This window comes from Herbaspirillum sp. C7C8, from assembly GCF_022627875.1.
Taxonomy (GTDB): Bacteria; Pseudomonadota; Gammaproteobacteria; order Burkholderiales; family Burkholderiaceae_D; genus Herbaspirillum.
The window spans coordinates 168,901-187,969 of record NZ_JABXGG010000007.1 but is presented as its reverse complement, the minus strand read 5'-3'; the positions used below and the strand labels follow the sequence as shown (position 1 = coordinate 187,969).

15 protein-coding genes are annotated in these 19,069 nt (G+C 61.1%); 8 read left to right on the top strand and 7 right to left on the bottom strand.

The genetic code is table 11. From position 1 onward, the window contains the following. The 3 genes from HWE01_RS11130 to HWE01_RS11120 are packed head-to-tail and all read left to right on the top strand — an operon-like array spanning position 1 to position 4,359. Complete coding sequence (locus HWE01_RS11130) at positions 1 to 945, top strand: transglutaminase family protein (RefSeq protein ID WP_175342629.1); 945 nt, start codon at positions 1 to 3, stop codon at positions 943 to 945. 50 nt (positions 946 to 995) lie between these two features. Then, positions 996 to 2,096, top strand: a complete 1,101-nt coding sequence (locus HWE01_RS11125; protein WP_349641002.1) for a hypothetical protein — start codon at positions 996 to 998, stop codon at positions 2,094 to 2,096. Then, a complete protein-coding gene (locus HWE01_RS11120) occupies positions 2,089 to 4,359 on the top strand; it encodes a phospholipase effector Tle1 domain-containing protein (protein ID WP_241821837.1) in 2,271 nt (756 codons plus the stop codon). The genes HWE01_RS11125 and HWE01_RS11120 overlap by 8 nt, the downstream gene beginning before the upstream one ends. Before the next feature lie 200 nt (positions 4,360 to 4,559). Here the strand turns inward: HWE01_RS11120 and HWE01_RS11115 are convergent, their stop codons facing one another. From HWE01_RS11115 to HWE01_RS11095, 5 genes are all read right to left on the bottom strand, one after another. Then, positions 4,560 to 5,939: an MFS transporter gene (locus HWE01_RS11115; RefSeq protein WP_175342630.1), complete on the bottom strand. Its 1,380-nt coding sequence runs from the start codon at positions 5,937 to 5,939 to the stop codon at positions 4,560 to 4,562. Between the two features lie 247 nt (positions 5,940 to 6,186). Beyond that, positions 6,187 to 8,238 (bottom strand): sodium:solute symporter family protein, encoded by a 2,052-nt coding sequence (locus HWE01_RS11110; protein WP_241821836.1) that lies wholly within the window; start codon positions 8,236 to 8,238, stop codon positions 6,187 to 6,189. After that, a complete protein-coding gene (locus tag HWE01_RS11105; RefSeq protein WP_241821835.1) occupies positions 8,228 to 8,512 on the bottom strand; it encodes a DUF4212 domain-containing protein in 285 nt (94 codons plus the stop codon). Before HWE01_RS11105 ends, HWE01_RS11110 begins: the two co-directional genes overlap by 11 nt. Before the next feature lies 1 nt (position 8,513). Beyond that, positions 8,514 to 10,100 carry a sensor histidine kinase gene (locus HWE01_RS11100; RefSeq protein WP_241821834.1) on the bottom strand — a complete coding sequence of 529 codons (1,587 nt, stop codon included), beginning with the start codon at positions 10,098 to 10,100 and terminating at the stop codon, positions 8,514 to 8,516. A gap of 49 nt (positions 10,101 to 10,149) precedes the next feature. Beyond that, positions 10,150 to 10,860: a response regulator gene (locus HWE01_RS11095; RefSeq protein WP_008325548.1), complete on the bottom strand. Its 711-nt coding sequence runs from the start codon at positions 10,858 to 10,860 to the stop codon at positions 10,150 to 10,152. A gap of 288 nt (positions 10,861 to 11,148) precedes the next feature. Here HWE01_RS11095 and HWE01_RS11090 point away from each other — a divergent pair, with 288 nt between their 5' ends. Together HWE01_RS11090 and HWE01_RS11085 are read left to right on the top strand one after the other, a co-directional pair. After that, positions 11,149 to 11,571 carry a hypothetical protein gene (locus HWE01_RS11090; protein WP_241821833.1) on the top strand — a complete coding sequence of 141 codons (423 nt, stop codon included), beginning with the start codon at positions 11,149 to 11,151 and terminating at the stop codon, positions 11,569 to 11,571. Positions 11,572 to 11,786: 215 nt separating this feature from the next. Further along, positions 11,787 to 12,749, top strand: coding sequence for a Tim44 domain-containing protein (locus tag HWE01_RS11085; protein WP_008325550.1), 963 nt, complete (start codon positions 11,787 to 11,789; stop codon positions 12,747 to 12,749). Between the two features lie 310 nt (positions 12,750 to 13,059). Here HWE01_RS11085 and HWE01_RS11080 read toward each other — a convergent pair whose 3' ends face one another. Continuing rightward, entirely contained in the window at positions 13,060 to 13,665 is a 606-nt protein-coding gene (locus HWE01_RS11080; protein WP_008325551.1) for a sensor histidine kinase, read from the bottom strand. A gap of 2 nt (positions 13,666 to 13,667) precedes the next feature. Continuing rightward, positions 13,668 to 15,296, bottom strand: coding sequence for a tetratricopeptide repeat-containing response regulator (locus HWE01_RS11075; protein ID WP_034349748.1), 1,629 nt, complete (start codon positions 15,294 to 15,296; stop codon positions 13,668 to 13,670). A 410-nt stretch (positions 15,297 to 15,706) separates the two neighbouring features. Between HWE01_RS11075 and recA the strand changes: the two genes are divergently transcribed. From recA to sucC, 3 genes are all read left to right on the top strand, one after another. Continuing rightward, a complete protein-coding gene (recA, locus tag HWE01_RS11070; RefSeq protein ID WP_008325554.1) occupies positions 15,707 to 16,756 on the top strand; it encodes a recombinase RecA in 1,050 nt (349 codons plus the stop codon). A 147-nt stretch (positions 16,757 to 16,903) separates the two neighbouring features. Beyond that, a complete protein-coding gene (gene recX, locus HWE01_RS11065) occupies positions 16,904 to 17,368 on the top strand; it encodes a recombination regulator RecX (RefSeq protein ID WP_008325556.1) in 465 nt (154 codons plus the stop codon). Between the two features lie 516 nt (positions 17,369 to 17,884). After that, positions 17,885 to 19,045 (top strand): ADP-forming succinate--CoA ligase subunit beta, encoded by a 1,161-nt coding sequence (gene sucC / locus HWE01_RS11060; RefSeq protein WP_008325557.1) that lies wholly within the window; start codon positions 17,885 to 17,887, stop codon positions 19,043 to 19,045. Positions 19,046 to 19,069: the final 24 nt, after the last annotated feature.

Here is a 19,069-nt window from a genome sequence, read left to right as displayed (position 1 = left end):
ATGACTGCCCGGCACCAACGCTACGTCTACCGCATCCATCACCAGACCACTTACCAGTATTCGCTGCCGGTGCGGCTGTCGCATCAGGTACTGCACCTGACGCCGCGCGAACTGCCGTGGCAGCAGTGTCTCTCGCACACCGTCAACATCCTGCCGGGGCCGCAACTGGTGCGCAGCTACGAGGACAATTTCGGCAATGTCATCAAGGCTTTCTCGCTCGATACCGATCACACCAGCCTGGATGTGCAGGCCGATTCCTGGGTTGCGCTCACGCCGCGTGCCCAGCCGCAGCCGGGTATGCCGTGGGAAGAAGCCGTCACGGTGATGGCCTATCACGGCGGGCGCCTGATGGCGCCGGGCATGCTGGAGGCTTCCAATTTCCTGTTCGAATCCTCGCACGTGCGCATCAAGCGCGAGTTCATCCGCTATGCGGCCGAGTGCTTCAGTCCCGGCCTGTCGGTGGTGGAGGGGGTGCGCGCATTGATGATGCGCATCCATGAGGAATTCGCTTTCGATCCGGCAGCGACCACCGTCTCCACACCGGTGACCGAAGTCTTCGTCAATCGCCGTGGCGTGTGCCAGGATTTTGCGCATCTGATGCTGTCCTGCCTGCGTTCCATGGGACTGGCCGCGCGCTACGTCAGCGGTTATCTGCTGACCGAACCGCCGCCCGGGCAGCCGCGCCTGATCGGTGCCGATGCCTCGCATGCGTGGGTCTCGGTGTATTGCCCCGGTGCGGACGGTGGCGAAGGGACGTGGATCGATGCCGACCCGACCAATGGCGTCTTCCCCGATACCAGTCACATCACGCTGGGCTGGGGACGCGATTTCCTCGACATCTCGCCCTTGCGCGGCGTGCTCATCGGTGGGGGGCAGCAGAGCATGCAGGTGGCCGTGACGGTGTTGCCGGGGGAGGAAGCGCAGGGTTTGCAGCTGTCGATCTGAGCCGCGTCGTTCTTTTCGAACCCAAGAAAAATGGCCCGTCACGGATTTCCGTGGAATACCTCTCTGCTCTTCTGGGGGAGACGGTATCGCATTTGCCGCAGGCCTTGCACTTCATTAGATTCTCTCGCGTTCCCGCTCTCAAGCCAGCCTTGCGCGCCTCGCGCAGCCTTCATGCCGCGCACCATGAATTCCTGCACTGCGGGAACAATCCGCATCACGCATCGTCAAAACGCCCGTCAAGGCGCATCGACATGTTCAATCTCGGGCAACATCAGAAAAAATATACGTCCTCCAGGGATCGCCGTCGGCGGCACGAGCTGAACGGCACACCAACTTGGTTTCAAGGAAAAAGCATGAAAAAAGCAGGTCTCGTCTCGCTGTGTCTCGCGCTGCTGGTCTCATTGGCCGGCTGTGATGCCTTTTCATCGGAACCGACCTATAAGGGCTTGAGTGTTGAGGGGTTTAATTACACGCCATATAACTTGAGCCGTTTTGTCGTCACGGACAAATACGGCAACAGGGCCAGCGGCGGTGGAGATTTGCCGCCCGGTTCCGGAGAGGGCCGTCTTAGCTGTTGTTACTCGTTGAAAGGAACAGAATTTACCGTTGACTGGCGGGTGTATGACGTCGATGAGGGTGAGAGTGTATATGCTCCGATTAAATACATAGAGAAAAGAACAGAGGTGCATCTACCTCCCACTGAAGTCAAAGGAGGACCTGGCACCAGAATACTAGGTCTGCATTTTTATCCGGACGATCACATCGAATTTGAGTTTCGAACGGACTTGAGAGGTTCTCGTATTGATTTCTCAGAAGTAAATTATCGACTGAAAAAGAAATATCCTAGTCAGATCAATCCAGGCGGCGAAGAGGGACGGTGGACCGATTTTCGGAGAGTCGCAAAAATAGCAGCCGAGGGTTGGGTGAAGTATCACTTAGAAAATTCGGATGATCTTGAACAATATGTCTATTACACCTTGTTGGTAAACAAGGATTTTGATCAACATCCTTTGGTAAAAAAAATCATTAGCTCCACGAGAGGAAAACCCGGTGAATTCGCACGAGAACTAAAAGCCCTCCCTGAGGCGACGCGAAGCGAAATAAAGGCTGGCAAGTTTGAACATGTAAAAACCGAGGCAAGCAATGGCTAACGCAAACACTGCAAATGCTTCAGCCTTGAGTCCTGCGGATAAGACGCCGCCCAATGTCGTTCTTGGAATGGCCAGCCATATTGCTGCAACAAAAAATGCGGAAAAGCTTGCATGCCAGTGTGACATACACATAGGTTTTTTCTTTGACGGTTTCGGGCGCTCCAGAGATTTGGATGATCCGGCCAGCTCCCGCTACTCCAACATTTGCCGCTTATGGGAGGCTTATCGTGATAACAAGGATGATCGAAGAAAAGACACGCCGAATGAATTCTGGTATCCGTTTTACTACTCCGGGTTAGGTACGCCCCTCAATGATGACGCCGCAAGCAACGCCATTATCTCCGGCGCATTGAAGGTCGCGACAAACGCCGGCAAGGCGGTGATGGACAAAGCAAAGTCGACCGCCAAGGAGGCAACAGGCGTAGACAAGCTGGATGGTGTCGCAAAGCTGGCTTCTCCGACCAAGATCGGAACCAAGGCCTTGAAGGATTCATTGTCGGAAATGTCGTTCAGGCCTGTCGTAAAAGCCTACAAGGACATCATCAAGGATATCAAGGAAGCACCCGAAAACATTCGCAATGTCTTGCGCCTGGCCGAGGGAAACGAGTGGGTGACGCGCGGCAAGGCATCGGTGCGCGGCCTGCTGTATGACGCCAGGAAAAATCCGTTGAAGGCAGGCTGGGCTGCGGCAAAAACGGTCTTTTCCGATCTGATCGTGGACTCCATTCCCTTGGTGAGAGACAGCAGAGCCGCCTCAACCGTGTTTGGAACAGGGGTGGATGCCAGGCTGACTGCCGCACTTGATCAGTTCGAGGCTGCCTGGAAGGATGCCAAGGCGCAGATCCCAAAGGTGCAACGGATTCAGGTTTCCGTATTTGGGGCGGATCGCGGCGCAGTCATCGCACGCGCGTTCGTCAATGAACTGGCGCGCAAATACAAGCGCGCCAATGCAGAAGATCTGGCCATCGAGGGCGACGCCATCGACATCAAGTTTCTCGGTATGTTCGATGCTGTATCGTCACTGATCCAAGAAAACAAGCTGATCGGTTTTCTGCCCTTGGTGGGCATGGTCAAGCAAAATTTCGGCGACCGTCCGCTAGGCGTGCCGCCAGCCGTCAAGAAATGTGTGCATTTTGCCGCCGCCCATGAACTGCGTTTTTATCAGCGGCTCGACAGTCTCGAGAAAACCCGTGGCGAGCAGTTTCTCTATCCGGGTACCAGCGAAGACATCACGGGTGGTGCGCCTGATGGCTCGATGGGATTTCGCGCAGAACTGCAGCGGGTAGCTTTGCGCGATATGCTCAACGAAGCACTGATGGCGGGCGTGATGCTCGACAGGATGGAAGATCTTGTGAAATATAAACGAGAAACTTTCTTGAAGTTTTCGCTGGCGGCCCCCATCAACGACGGCAAATCCAATTACCAGATGATGGACCTGATAGCCGCGTACCGGAAGATCGTTCCGCGTACGCAAGGTCTTGATTTTGCCGCGCACATGAAGGTGTTTATTCAATGGCTGGCGGTGCGATATCAATCGCCGGAGTTTCGCGCTTCGGTGACCAGTCACGCCGATGAAGTGAAGGCGGCGCAACGCGCCAAACAGAAACGCGTCGAGATCGCGCAGGCGGAGTTCGAGGCAGCACGAGCCGCAAAGCCATTCGATCAGGAGCGCTACGGGCGAGCCACAGGTGCCTTATTCAAGGCGCAACAGGACGATCAGAGTACGATGCAAAAGACGATTTATGAAGCGCATCGTCCTTTCGTCAGCGTGTGGGAACGGCTTGATTCCGAGTCCAAAAAAATCGTCGAGATGCGCGCACAAGAGCAAAAGCGGATCGATGATGAGCCACGCCGCAAGAGCCAATGGCAAAAATTGATGGATGAACGTGAAGCCCCCTGGCGGGCAAAGGGAATGAGTCCGCCTGGAATGCCGCCGACTTACCGCCCCGCCCGCCCCCTGATGAGCCCCGAAGAGTTCCTATTGGGTGACGCCTGGATCGCAGCCTCCAGCGGCAAGACAACACTGCCGGACGATGTCATGGCGCTGTTCGATCTGCTGGTGCACGACACGATGTTGACCAGTTGGCACGATCACTTGCTGTCTTCGACGCTTTATTTCCAGACGCGTGCGACCGATGCCTTCGGCGTGACCGATGCCAAGGAAGAAGATGAAACCCGCAAGCAAGACGATGCCAATGCCGCTCGCATCAAACAGATGCAGGATACGATGCAAATGCCGCGCATGAGCCAGGCAAGTCAATAGCAGGCAAGTTACGTGTGGGCTATGCTCGGCACGCAGAAACGCTCTTCTTCCAGCCTGACATCATCGCAATATTCACCGCCAGGATGACTTCCTCCTCTTGGTGCCAGCCCGCGGTAGAACGGTTATGGTGTCACATGAGTACGCAAAAAGAATGGCCACTGATCGCGAGATCAGTGGCCATTTCATTTCAGGCTGGCAGTTCAGTGCGCTCCGGCATCGGCGACCATCAGCGGCTTGCCGCCGTCAGGACGGTTGCGGTCCGAAGCCTGCTTGACCAGCAGCGCCACGGTCGAGACCAATGCAGCCGTGGCCACCACCGCGAACACTTCGCCAAAGCCCAGTTGACGGCGCGTCAGTTCGGCCACCAGGAAGGAACCGGCGATGCCGCCAAAGCGGCCCACGCCCAGCATCCACGCCACGCCGGTGGCACGACCACGGGTCGGGTAGTAAGCGGCGGCCAGCGCCGGCAGGGACGATTGCGCGGTATTCATCAGACTGCCGGCGACGAAGACTACCACCGTCAGTACACCCACATTGCCCGCCGCCTGGCCGATGGCAAACACGGCCACGGCGGTGGCGGCAAAGCCGATGGCGATGACCCGGTTGGCGTTGTAGCGGTCCATCAGCCAGCCGGCCAGGATGGCCCCCACGCCGCCCAGCGGGAACAGTGCAGCAATGAGCGTGGCCGTCCTGGGTGCCAGGCCGGCATCCTTGAACAGCACCGGCATCCAGTTCACCAGCGCATAGAAGATCACCAGCCCCATGAAGTAAGCCAGCCACAGCATGCAGGTGCCGATCAGGTAACGCGGTTCGAACAGCATGGCGATGCCGCTCTTGCCATTGGCGACGTCGCCCTGCGGGCCGGTCTCGGTCAGGGTGAAACGACTGACATTGGCCGCCGAGGAGGAGATGCGACGCAGGACCGCAGCGATGCGCCCGGCCGGGTAACCCTTGGCCACCATGTGGCGCACCGACTCCGGCAGGCTGGGCAGCATCACCAGCAACAGCAGCAGGGGAGCGGCACCACCCAGCATCAACACGCTGCGCCAGCCCCATAGCGGGATCATCCACGCGGCCAGGAAGCCGCCCAGCGCCGCTCCCAGCGGGAAGCCGCAGAACATGGCATTGGTCAGCATGGCGCGGCGGGCCGCCGGGCTGTACTCACTGGTGAGCGTGACGGCATTGGGCATGGCCGCGCCCAGGCCGAGGCCGGTCAGGAAGCGCAGGATGGTCAGCTCCTGCAGGTTGCCGGCGAAGGCCGAGCCCATGCAGGCGGTGCCCATCACCAGTACCGACAGCAGCAAGATCTTGCGACGGCCATAGCGGTCGGCCAAGGGACCTGAGGTCAGCGCACCGGCGGCCAGACCGAACAGGGCGGCACTGAGTACCGGCGCCAGGTCCGGCTTGGCGATGCCCCAGTCCTTGAGCAGCGACGGGGCGATGAAGCCGATGGCAGCCGTGTCGAAGCCGTCCAGCAGGACGACGAAGAAGCACAGCGCAAAGATCAGCCATTGATAACGCGAGAAGGGCTCGCGGTTGATGAAAGCCTGGACGTCCAGGGCAGGGGTTTGCGGTCTCATGTCTCTCTCTTCTGATTGTTGGGGGGTACGGCTGTTTTGTTTTTTTGTGCGAAAAGTATAAAACAATGCCGAACGAATGTGTTCGGTCATTGCGCATCTGTGCGGTAGGCGAACAAAATCGTGTTTTGTGAAGGAAAGCACAAAGGCCCCCGTCGGCCGGACCGCGGCAGGCAGGGGGAGAAGCTTGGATGAAGGAAATTGTCCAAAACCGGAGCGCAGCATGCGCGCCGGCCTCAGCCGGTTCTGCTCAGGGCGTGCGGATATGATCGATCAGCGCGATGGTGGCTTCATCCGGCGGCGGTGTGAGCAGGCTGACGATGACCATGGCGGCGATGCCGACCGGCACGCCGAAGATGCCTGCCGAGATCGGTGCGATATGGAACCACTGCCCGGCCACGCTGCCGCCGAAGGAGGGATTGGTATGCAGCATGTAATACACGCACATGAGGAAGCCGCAGACGATGCCGGCAATCGCTCCGGGCTGGTTGGCGCGTTTCCAGAAGACCCCCAGCACCAGTGCCGGGAACAGCGTGGAGGCTGCCAGCGAAAAGGCTGCGCCGACCATGGAGAGGATGTCGCCCGGTTTGAGCGAGGCCGCATAGGCCGCCAGCAAGGCCACCACCAGCAAGAGCAGCTTGGAGATGGTCACGCGCTTCTGTGTGGAGGCGCTCGGGTCGACCACCTTGTAATAGACGTCGTGCGAGAGGGCATTGGAGATGGTCAGCAGCAGTCCGTCCGCCGTCGACAGCGCCGCGGCCAGGCCACCTGCGGCCACCAGTCCGGAAACGAAATACGGCAGCCCGGCGATCTCCGGCATGGCCAGTACGATGATGTCGCCATCCATGGAAATCTCGCCCAGCTGCACCAGTCCGTCGTGGTTGAGATCATGGATGGAGACCAGCGGATTGAGCTTGTCCATGTTGGCCCAGTAATACACCCAGTCCGGCAAATGGCTGTAGCTGCTGCCCACCAGCGAGGTGTAGATGTCGTATTTCACCAGTACCGTCAGCGCCGGCACGGTGAGGTAGATCAGCATGATGAAGAACAGCGTCCAGAATACCGAACTGCGCGCCCCCGCCACGGTGGGCGTGGTGTAGTAGCGCATGAGGATGTGCGGCAAGGCGGCGGTGCCCAGCATCAGGCAGAACACCAGCGCCAGGAAGTTGTTGCGCTTGATGTCCGAGCTTTGCTGGTCGCGCCCGGGGAAGGGTTCGGTCTGCGACACCGGTGGTTGCGCTCGCGCCAGATTGGCCGCACGCGCCTCGGTCCATTTGCGTTCGGCTTCCTCGGGCGACTTGGGATAGGCCGACAGCGCCCGGCTGGCGGCCTTGATGTCGGCCAGCGAGGCGTGCGTATTGCGACGCACCTGGTCGACGTGGTTCTGCGCTTCCACGCGGCCGTCAAGCCAGGACTGCGGCAGGTGCTTCAGGCGGCGGTCGTAGTCATCGGCCTGCGCCTGGAAGATCTGACGCACTTCCTGTTCCTTGGGATCACTCTCCAGCCGGTGTTCCAGCGCCGAGAGCTTGGGCAGCACCGCGCCATAGGCCACCGGCGGTACCGGTACGGTGGCATGCTTGGCCGACAGCCAGATTACCGGGATCAGGTAGGCCAACAGGATGATGATGTATTGCGCCACCTGGGTCCAGGTGATGGCGCGCATGCCACCGAGGAAGGAGCACACCAGGATGCTGGCCAGTCCGAGGAAGATGCCGATGGAAAAGTCGATGCCGGTAAAGCGCGAGGTGATCAGGCCCACGCCATAGATCTGCGCGACCACATAGGTGAAGGAGATCAGGATGGTTGCTGCCACCGCCAGGATGCGGATCACGTTCACACCGTGGCTGCCGGGTTTGCCCGGATAGCGCGCGGCGAGGAAATCGGCGATGGTGTATTGCCCGAACTTGCGCAGGTAGGGTGCGATCAGCAAGGCCACCAGGCAGTAGCCGCCGGTCCAGCCGATGATGTAGGCCAGGCCGTCGAAGCCCTGCAGGTAGAGGCCGCCGGCCAGGCTGATGAAGGTCGCCGCCGAGATCCAGTCGGCGGCGGTGGCCATGCCGTTGAACAGCGGCGGCACGCGTCGTCCGGCGACATAGTATTCGGGCACGTCGGAGGTGCGGCAGACCACACCGATGCCGGCATACAGGCCGATGGTGACGAACAGGAACAGATAGCCGATCCATGAGCGCGGCATGCCTTCGTGCTCCAGGATGGCCAGTACGCACAGGAAGATGATGAAGCCCAGCGTGTAGAGGCCGTAGTAACGGCACAGGCGCCGGAAGAAATCCTTGTTACTCTCCATGCCAGGGCTCACCTTGTTCACGTCTGACCAGTTGTTCGATGCGGCGCATGCGGCGCAGGTAGATCACCACGATGGCCAGGTAGACCAGCATCATGCCCTGCGCGGCCATGTAGAAGGAGATCGGCCAGCCGAACAGGTGTACCTGATCCAGCTCGCGCGCGAAATAGATGAAGAAGAACGTGGCCAGGAACCACAGTGCCAGCAGCCAGGCCGTCATGCGGCGAGTGCGGTGCCATTGGTTGCCGGGGTCGTGGGGAGGGGCGCCGTGGTCCATGTCAGGTGATGTCGTCGAAGAAGGGCGTGTGCGGCATCATGCGAAAGCTCACGCGAAACAGGCTGCCCGGGTAGCGAGGATCGGTACTGCGCGGATTGTGCGTGACCTCGACTGCGGCCTCGTGCTGCTGCGCAATCTCGCGCACGATGGCCAGACCCAGGCCGCTGCCGGTGCTGGGTGTGCCGAGGATGCGATAGAAGCGCTCGAAGACGTTGGTGCGTTCGGCGGCCGGGATGCCGGGACCGTTGTCTTCCACTTCGAGGATGGCCAGGCCACCGCCCTCGTCGGTACGGGCGCGCACCGTGACCCGGCCATTGCCATCGTGCGGTGTGTAATGCAGGGCATTGTCCAGCAGGTTGGACAATAGTTCGCGCAGCATCACCGCATTGCCGGTGATGAGGATGGGGTGATCGGGCTGCTCGAAACCCAGATCGATGCGCTGGGTGAAGGACATCGGCACCCAGTCCTGCACCACGCTGCGCGCCAGTTCGTTGAGTTCCAGCGGCAACATGCCACCGGATTGTGATTGCTGGTTTTCGGCACGTGCCAGGGAGAGCAACTGATTGACCAGGCGGGTGGCGGTTTCCGAACTCTTGGCCAGTTGCTCCAGCGAGCGGCGCACGTCGTCCTGGTCCTCCTGGCGCAGCGCCAGTTCGGACTGCATGCGCATACCGGCCAGTGGGGTTTTCATCTGGTGCGCAGCATCGGCGATGAAGCGCTTCTGGATGGCGATGGTCTGCGACAGCCGCGCCAGCATGTCGTTGAGTGAGCGCACCAGGGGCGAGATTTCTTCGGGTACCTGGCCGGAATCGATGGGCGAGAGATCATCGGGGCGGCGTGCGCGGATGCGTTGCTGCAATTCCGACAGCGGAGACAGCCCGCGCGAGAGCGCGAACCACACCAGCGCCAGCGCCACCGGCAGGATCACGAACTGCGGCAGGATCACGCCCTTGATGATTTCATTGGCCAGCTGGGCGCGCTTTTCCAGCGTCTCGCCGACCTGCACCGTGGCCAGGCGCGGCTCGTGCTGGGCAGCGCGCTGGGCCGGGCTGCGGCGCAGGTCTACTTGCAGGGTGGCGATGCGCACGTCGCTGCCGTGCAGGATGTCATTGCGGAACTGCACCGTGCCCAGCGTGGCGCGCTCATCTTCTCCAGGTGGCTGGGGCATGTCGACGTCGCCCTCCACATATTCGCCGTTGGGGCCGGTGACCTTGTAGTAGATGTTGTCGATGTCATCGGCCCGCAGCAGGTCGCGCGCCGACACCGGCAATCTCGCCACCACCTTGCCATTGACTTCCGAGACCTGCTGCGCGAGCACGGTCACGCTGTCTTCCAGGGCGCGGTCGAAGGGCTGGTTGGCGATCGACTGTGCAATCAGATAGGTGATGGCGATGCTCATCGGCCACAGCAGCAGCAGCGGCGCCAGCATCCAGTCGAGGATCTCGCCGAAGAGCGAACGCTGGATGCGTTCGACCGGCTGCGTGGCCAGGGCGGCGCGGCGTTTCTTGCGGGGGGCTGGGGCGGCAGGCGCCTCCTGTGCCGGCTCGGCAGGTGAGGCAGCCGCAGGGGAGGGATCGCGCGCGGTCATCGGTTCTCAGCGCGCGGCTGTCGGGGCCAGTGCCGCGGAGGGCGCGCCGTCAAGCCGCGCCGCTGGAGACTGCCAGCGGTGCGGCACCGGTCTCGGGCAGCTTTTCCAGGCAATAGCCGAGTCCGCGCACGGTGGCGATACGTACGCCGCCGACCTCGATTTTCTTGCGCAGACGATGGACATAGACCTCGATGGCATTGTTGCTGACTTCCTCTCCCCATTCGCACAGGTGGTCCACCAGCTGTTCCTTGGAGACCAGGCGACCCGTACGTTGCAATAATACTTCCAGCAGGCCCAGTTCCCGTGCCGACAGCTCCAGCATCTGCTCGCCGATGTAGGCGATGCGGCCGACCTGGTCGAAGGACAGCGGTCCATGCCGGATGACGGTCGGACCACCACCGGCACCGCGCCGGGTCAGGGCGCGCACCCGCGCTTCCAGTTCGGAGAGGGCGAAGGGCTTGGCCATGTAATCATCGGCACCGAGATCGAGTCCCTGGACGCGCTGTTCGACCGAGTCCGCCGCCGTCAGGATCAGCACCGGCAGGCGCGAATTGCGCGCGCGCAGGCGGCGCAGTACTTCCAGACCGGACATCTTGGGCAGGCCCAGGTCCAGGATCAGCAGGTCGAAATCCTGGGTGGACAGGGCCGAATCAGCTTCCACCCCGTTCTTGACACAGTCGGCTGCATAGCCGGAATGGCGCAGGGAACGGGTCAGGCCGTCGGCCAGTACGCTGTCGTCTTCAGCAAGGAGGATGCGCATAGGAATCGGTCAGCGGGGCGGCCCGGCTGAAATGTCTCGGATGGTTGAATTATTGTGCTGGCTTTTCATTCATATTCCACTAATTGCAATCTCAATGCAAATCAGGGATATCCTGAGGCAGCCTGTCCTTGACGGAGGTCATCTTGTTGCCTTTAAGTGTAACAATTGAAGGCGGGTCATTGAAGTTGGGCGCTTAGGCCTTATAGTAGTGAGCGTCAGCAAGATTTACTTGCTGACGGCGCAATTTTTGTTGATATAATTTCTCGCATCCATTGCTGGAAAAATCTGATGAAACGTTTGTGGGTCCTCCTGCTGATCTGTCTGTTACCGGTGCAAGTTTTTGCAGCGGTGCTGACGTACGCCAGCTCGATGGCCGCCACCGACTTCTCGGTACCGGCCCCGGTGCAAGCCGCCGTGGCGACCCAGCATCTGGTTTTCAAGACCGTTTCCCTGTCCGACCAGGCCCCCGCCGTGGGTGAGGACCAGTCCCATGCCGCGCTCTCCGACGTGGCTGGCAACGACGACGACAGCACCGGCTATGCCGACAACGGTGAAGACTTCTCCACGCACGCCGGCATCGGTGACGAGCCCGTGCTGATGCAATCCCTGGCCATGGTGCCGCAAACCTCCCGCCTGGCGCCCGCTCTGCGTAGCGATGCCGCCCTGCAACCCCCGTTCCTGCCGCGCGCAGGACGTCCCCCCCGGGCCTGATCCCGTCGCCACGCGCGACAGGACTTGCTGCGCCCGCTGAACTGCCCCTGATTGCCTGAGGCTTCGCGTCGTGCGACAGCAGGATCCTGCGCGTGTGCGACCAGCGCCGGCCTGCCCGCGCCGCTGCTGATCCCGCCGGGCACACCTGTTCCAGACATTCCAGAATCACGGCCGATGTGACCGCATCACATCATCAGAATCCTCTAGGAGATAGCATGAAAAAAGCATTTGTCGCGCTGATAGTGGCGGTCATGACGCTGTCTGTTGGCATGTCGGCCGTCGAAGCCAAGCGTCTTGGCGGTGGCGGTTCGATCGGCAAACAGTCTTCCAGCGCCAGCCGTCAGGCGCAGAGCCCTGCCCCGATGCAGCAGAACCAGGCCGCCGCTGCCAAGCCGGCCGCTCCTGCTGCGGCTCCGGCTGCCGCAGCCGCCAAACCGAGCATGTGGAAGGGCCTGCTGGGTGGCGCCCTGCTGGGCCTGGGTCTGGGCGCGCTGCTGTCGCACTTCGGCCTGGGTGGCGCACTGGCCAGCATGATCAGCACCATCCTGACCGTGGCCCTGATCGCCCTGGCAATCATGTTCGTCATCCGCATGTTCCGCCGCAAGTCGGAGTCGGCACAAGCCTCGCAACCGGCACCGGCCTGGGCCAGCGCCGCACCGCAAGCAGCTGATACCCAATCGGCCACGCCGCAGATCGGCTCCATGCTCAAGACCGACCAGTCCGCCGCAGCGACCACCCAGAGCGGTTTTGGTGGCGGTTTCGGCAACGCCGAGGCAGCCCCTGCCTACGGCATCCCGGCCGGTTTCGACACCGTGGGCTTCGTGCGCAATGCCAAGACCTACTTCATCCGCCTGCAAGCGGCATGGGACAAGGCTGACATCAACGACATCCGCGAATTCACCACCCCCGAGATGTTTGCCGAGCTGCGCCTGCAGATCCAGGAACGCGGTGCGGTCGCCAATCAGACCGATGTGGTCTCGCTGGATGCGGAAGTGCTGGGCGTGGAAACGGTGGGCAATGATTACCTTGCCAGCGTGAAGTTCTTCGGCTTCATCAAGGAAGACCCGACCGCCTCGCCAGTCCAGTTCGCCGAGATCTGGAACCTGTCCAAGCCGGCTGCCGGTCAGGGCGGCTGGGTGCTGGCAGGTATCCAGCAGCTCGATGCAGTCCAGGCCTGAGCTCTGGGCCAGTAGCCTGCAAGAATTGGCAAGAACGTTCACGTAGTACGTATTTGTTTGGCGCGGAAGGCGGCGGTTAGTGGATGAGCGTCGCCAGTCCGTTTTACCGCCGGCTTTTGCCGGCGGTTTTTTTTGTTCACTTCGTTTGTCATTGCGCGCCTGAATTTCTCTTCATTTCGGCCCGGAACCGCCCAGATGGCGCGGCTTTCCTCTGCGCTCCCGTCCTTTTCCTTCCTGTTGCTGCTCGCCAATAAAAAAGCACCGCCTTGGCGGTGCTTGTGGTGCTGGTGCCCGGGGACTTCCCATGGACTTACGGCAGGCACAACTCGAACAGCGCACCGCCCTCGGGATGATTGGATAGCCGCGCTTCCCCGTGCCGGGTCTCCTTGTTGTGGGCGGTGGCAATCGCATTGCACAAGTCCATGCCCAGTCCGGTGGAGGGCTTCTTTTCCTGGGTGCCGATGCCGGGGCCGTCGTCGCGTACCGTGAAGATCACCCCACCCTCCGGATGCTTGCGGCAGCCCAGCGCGATCTGCGAACGCGCAAAGCGGCTGGCATTCTGGAGTGCCGCTTCCAGCGCCAGTGCCACCAGGTGTTCATCGAAGAAGCCGATGAGCGGCATGTCGGTTTCGTCCACCTGCAGCAGGATGTCACTGCTGCGGGCCACGCCGTGCTCGCGCACCAGCGCATCGAGGAAGTCCAGCGGCGAGACCGCCTCGACCTGCGCGCGCAGGCCCTGGGAGTCGGCCTTGTAGAGGGTCAGGAAGGCGATCAGCTTTTCCTGCAGGGCCAGACAGGTGACATGGGCCTGCTGGACGCGCGGCACGTCGTCGGACAGGCGGCGCAATTCCCCCTCCAGCACGCCCAGGGAGTTTTTGATGTCGTGAATGATGATCGCGGCAAGCTTGGGATCCATGGTCAGCTCTTCGGGGCTACTTTGGTCAGGGTGTCGCGCAGGAACTTGTGCATCTTGGCGACTCTATCGTTGCCGGGAATCAGACGGTCCAGGGTGGCCAGGTAGCGGCGCACGCGCTTGACATAGTCTTCGTTCCAGCCGCGCTGGCTCATCCAGAGCAGGTGCAACTGGGCCGAGGCCAGCAGCACGCCGGTGTTCTCGGGCATGCTGGCCAGCGCTTCCTCCAGCTTGGCCAGCGACTCGTCGGGCTTGGCGCTGCGCATCAAGGCATTGGCTTCGGCGATGATGCTCATGCACTGCTTGACGGCACCGTCGATGAGTTCCTCGGCCAGGTTGGCGCGACCGGTATCGGCCAGCACCTTGCGCGCCAGCATCTGCAGGGTCTTGTTCTCGTGGTCGGACTTGACTGCCTCGGCGATCAGCTTGGCGCCTTCCTCGTCCTTGCCCATCGAGAAGGCGGCCTTGGCCAGGGCCAGGGTGGCGGTATCCGAGGCTTCCTTGCCGGCGGCCTGGCGGGCCGTCTCGAAGGCCTGCTGGGCCGAAATGGTATCCCCCAACTGAACGTAGGCCTGGGCTTGCACTGCGGCCTGGGCGGAGACGAAGATGTTGGATTCCTCGTAGCGACGTGGCGCGCTTTCCAGCAGACGCAGGGCGGCATCGGGATCGCCGCTGTCGATGTGGACCTGGGCCAGCGAGAGCAGGTCGGTCGGCTGTGCCGTGAGCGAACCCTTGGTGTGCTTGAGGACGCGGTCATAGGCTTCGCGCGCCTGATCCAGGTGGCCGCTGCGGTAGGCCACGTCGCCTACCAGCCGACTGCGGCGCGCCGAGGGAATGATCTCGGAGGACTTGGTCAGCGCCTCCAGCGCGCCTTCCTGGTTGCCCTGGGCTTCGTCGATCTGCGCCAGCAGGTCGTAGGCGGCGATGAACTGCTTGTTCTGCGCCAGCACGTCCTCCACGATCACGCGCGCATCATCCATCTGGCCGGCCACGATATTGCAGCGGGCCAGTCCGATCTTGGCCCACACCAGGTCGTCGCGCATGGCCAGGGCCTGCTTGTAGACCTCGCGCGCCTCGTCGATGCGGCGCTGCTCGATCAAGAGCGTGCCCTTGGTCTTCATGATTTCCACGATCCACTTGGGCGCAGCCTTGAGCACGCTGTCGCATTCGAGGATGGCACCGGCGAAGTCCTTGCGCTTCATCTTCTCGGTCACCGGCAGCATGGCGTGCTGCTTTTCCAGCAGGCGGTCCACGCGCTCGGCGATGCGGCTGGCCGTCAGCGGCTTCAACATGTAGGCGTCGGGCTGGAACTCGGCTGCGCTGGCTACCAGGTTGTAGCCGCTCTCGGCGGTCACCATGATGAACATGCAGGTCGGCGAGAGCATGTTCTGCGTACGGAAGAACTCCAGCAACTGCTGGCCGTTGCTTTCCTTGTTGAGGTTGTAGTCGCAGATGATCAGGTCATAGGTACCGGATTGCACGAAGCGGATCGCTTCGTCGGGCGTGGCGGCCTGGTCGACCTTGGTCACGCCAAGCTGCCCGAGGTGCATGCGGATGTTCTGGCGCATCGTCGGCATGTCGTCGATGACCAGGCAGCGCAGGGCGCTGATATGGCTGAAAGGCACTAAACTCATGAGAACGTTCTGTAAAGCGATCTGTGAGACGATCTGTTCGGGATTGCGGAAAGCCGGGGCAGCATGATTGCCGCAGCGCAATATCGTGCACGATGACGACGATTGCATGCCAGTTGACCTCGGCTGACCAATTATTCCTACCAATGCGCGAGTGTGCCGCTTTTTTTCCTTCCACGCATCATTCCTCTGCGATTTATGAAGTTTTTGGCTGGGCGGGCTCTCGTATAATTGTGGTTTTCGCCTCGGGATGAATCGAGAGCCGAGAAAAAGGCTTGCACCGGGCACTGTTTTTTTATACAGTATCGCTCTATCGGGGCGGTCATCCACTGCCGCCGAGCAACATCAGCAAGACCTATCAGCAAGACCTCCCCCTGACACCCGTCTTCACGACATTTTGCCGAGAGAGATTTATGGACGACAAAAAAGCTGCGAACAACTCTGAAAAGAGCAAGGCGCTGGCCGCCGCGTTGGCACAGATTGAAAAGCAGTTTGGCAAGGGCTCGGTGATGCGCATGGAAGACGGCGTCATCGCCGAGGAAATCCAGGCCGTTTCCACCGGCTCCCTGGGCCTGGACATCGCCCTGGGCATCGGTGGCCTGCCGCGTGGCCGGGTCATCGAGATCTACGGTCCGGAATCCTCCGGCAAGACCACCCTGACCCTGCAGTCGATCGCCGAGATGCAGAAGCTGGGCGGTACCTGCGCCTTCATCGACGCCGAGCACGCCCTCGACGTCACCTACGCCCAGAAGCTGGGCGTGAACCTGAACGACCTGCTGATTTCGCAGCCAGATACCGGCGAACAGGCCCTGGAAATCTGCGACGCCCTGGTGCGTTCGGGTGCCGTGGATCTGATCGTGGTCGACTCCGTGGCCGCGCTGACCCCCAAGGCTGAAATCGAAGGCGACATGGGCGATTCCCTGCCCGGCCTGCAGGCCCGCCTGATGTCGCAGGCGCTGCGCAAGCTGACCGGTAGCATCAACCGTACCAACACCACTGTCATCTTCATCAACCAGATCCGCATGAAGATTGGCGTCATGTTCGGCAACCCGGAAACCACCACCGGCGGCAATGCGCTGAAGTTCTACGCCTCCGTGCGCCTGGATATCCGCCGCACCGGGTCGATCAAGTCGGGTGACGAAGTCATCGGCAGCGAAACCAAGGTCAAGGTCGTCAAGAACAAGGTCGCGCCGCCGTTCCGCGAAGCCCACTTCGACATCCTGTATGGCGAAGGCACTTCCCGCGAAGGCGAAATTCTGGACCTGGGTTCCGAGCACAAGGTAGTCGAGAAGTCCGGCGCCTGGTACAGCTATAACGGCGAACGTATCGGCCAGGGCAAGGACAACGCCCGCAACTATCTCAAGGAACATCCGGAACTGGCCCGCGAGATCGAGAACAAGGTCCGCGTCGCCCTGGGCGTGCCGGAACTGGCCGGTGGCGAAGCGGAAGCCAAGGCTTCCTGAGTCCCCGCCTAAAGGATTCAAGCGCTATCGCGGCGACAGGGTTTGCCTGAGCCTTGGAGGCCGTGATGGTGCTTGTTGATCTCTCTGTGCCGCGCCGTGTTGGCGGTCTCGGAGAGAGGCAATACCGCAGTACTGCAAGTTCGCAACATGCCAAGACCCCCGATCAGCCTGAAAGCACGGGCGCTCAAATATCTCTCTTCACGTGAGCATAGTCGCCTGGAACTTGCGCGTAAGCTTGCCCCTTACGCGCAAGAGGGCGATGACATCGAAGCCCTCCTGCAATGGCTGGAGCAATCCCGTTTTCTCTCCCAGGAACGTTTTTCCGAATCGCTGGTGCATCGTCGCTCGGCGCGTTACGGCAATCAGCGCATCTTTTCCGAGCTTCATGGTCACGGCATCGAAGGTGAAGCCATTGCCGAATTGAAGGCTGATCTGGCGGCAGGCGAGGGCGAGCGTGCCGCGCAGGTGTTGCGCCGCAAGTATGACGCCCCCCCAGCGGATGCCGAAACCCGGGCGAAACAGATGCGTTTCTTGCAGCAGCGCGGCTTTTCCCATCGCAGCATCCGCGAAGCCTTCCAGAAGGCCTGGGCGGATGATGAAGACGCCCTCTGACAGCTCCAATAGCAGGATAGACCTGCTCGGTACAGCTTTCCCGTTGTTCTCACAAAATCCGCCAGGACAGCCCGTCCTGATCCCGTCACATGGTAATCCAGCGGCTTTGCAGTTGCTGATAGCGCTACCAGCCAACAGGCTGCGTGGCGTGTGCTAGAATTCGGAAGTTTTTGCTGCGGCGCGCAAGCCTGAGGAGATACTGCATGTTGCCGGTTCGTTAAAACGGCGCAACGGTGCAAGGCCCACGTCAGGAGCAGGAATGGATAATGCGAACGCTTCGGCGCAAGCTGGCGTGTTTCGAATATCAGACCAACTAAAGCAGACGGCATGAACATGCCCAATTCTACGAATTCACTCGCAACCCGCGCAGCTCACGCCTGCGCCCGACTCCATCCGGCAACGGATGCGACACCCGCCTGCGGGTTGCAGTCTGCTTTCTGGTCGGCCGGCTCGATGCCGGCTACCGAATTTCAATCCGGCAAGTTTCATTCATTCAGTGTCTAAAGGGAAGCTCCCATGAAAATCCATGAGTATCAGGGTAAAGAAATCCTGCGCCAGTTCGGCGTAACCGTGCCGCGCGGCATTCCTTGCATGTCGGTCGACGAAGTCGAAGCGGCAGCCCAGAAGCTCGGCGGCCCGGTGTGGGTCGTCAAGGCCCAGATCCATGCAGGCGGTCGCGGCAAGGGCGGTGGCGTGAAGGTGGCCAAGTCCATCGAGCAGGTCAAGGAATACGCCAACCAGATCATGGGCATGCAGCTGATCACCCACCAGACTGGCCCTGAAGGCCAGAAGGTCCGTCGCCTGCTGATCGAAGAAGGCGCTGACATCAAGAAGGAACTGTACGTTTCCCTGGTGACCGACCGCGTTTCGCAAAAGGTCGTGCTGATGGCCTCCAGCGAAGGCGGCATGGACATTGAAGAAGTCGCCCACAGCAACCCGGAAAAGATCCACAACGTCATCATCGATCCGATCGATGGCCTCACCGACGCGCAAGCCGACGACGTGGCCGCCAAGATCGGCGTGCCTGCCGAATCGATCCCGGCTGCCCGCCAGAACCTGCAAGGTCTGTACAAGGCCTACTGGGAAACCGACGCTTCCCTGGCTGAAATCAACCCCCTGATCCTGACCGGCGACGGCAAGGTCATCGCCCTGGACGCCAAGTTCAACTTCGACTCCAACGCCCTGTTCCGCCACCCGGAAATCGTCGCCTACCGCGACCTGGACGAAGAAGATCCGGCTGAAGTCGAAGCCTCCAAGTTCGATCTGGCCTACATCTCCCTGGACGGCAACATCGGCTGCCTGGTCAACGGCGCCGGCCTGGCCATGGCCACCATGGATACCATCAAGCTGTTCGGCGGCGAGCCGGCCAACTTCCTGGACGTGGGCGGCGGTGCCACCACCGAGAAGGTCACCGAAGCCTTCAAGATCATGCTGAAGAACCCCGAACTGAAGGCCATCCTGGTCAACATCTTCGGCGGCATCATGCGCTGTGACGTGATCGCCGAAGGCGTGATCGCGGCTTCCAAGGCCGTTTCGCTGAAGGTGCCCCTGGTGGTCCGCATGAAGGGCACCAACGAAGACCTGGGCAAGAAGCTGTTGGCCGATTCCGGTCTGCCGATCATCTCGGCCGATTCCATGGAAGAAGCCGCCCAAAAGGTCGTGGCAGCTGCCAAGTAAGTAACCCAACACGCCAGCCTGCGC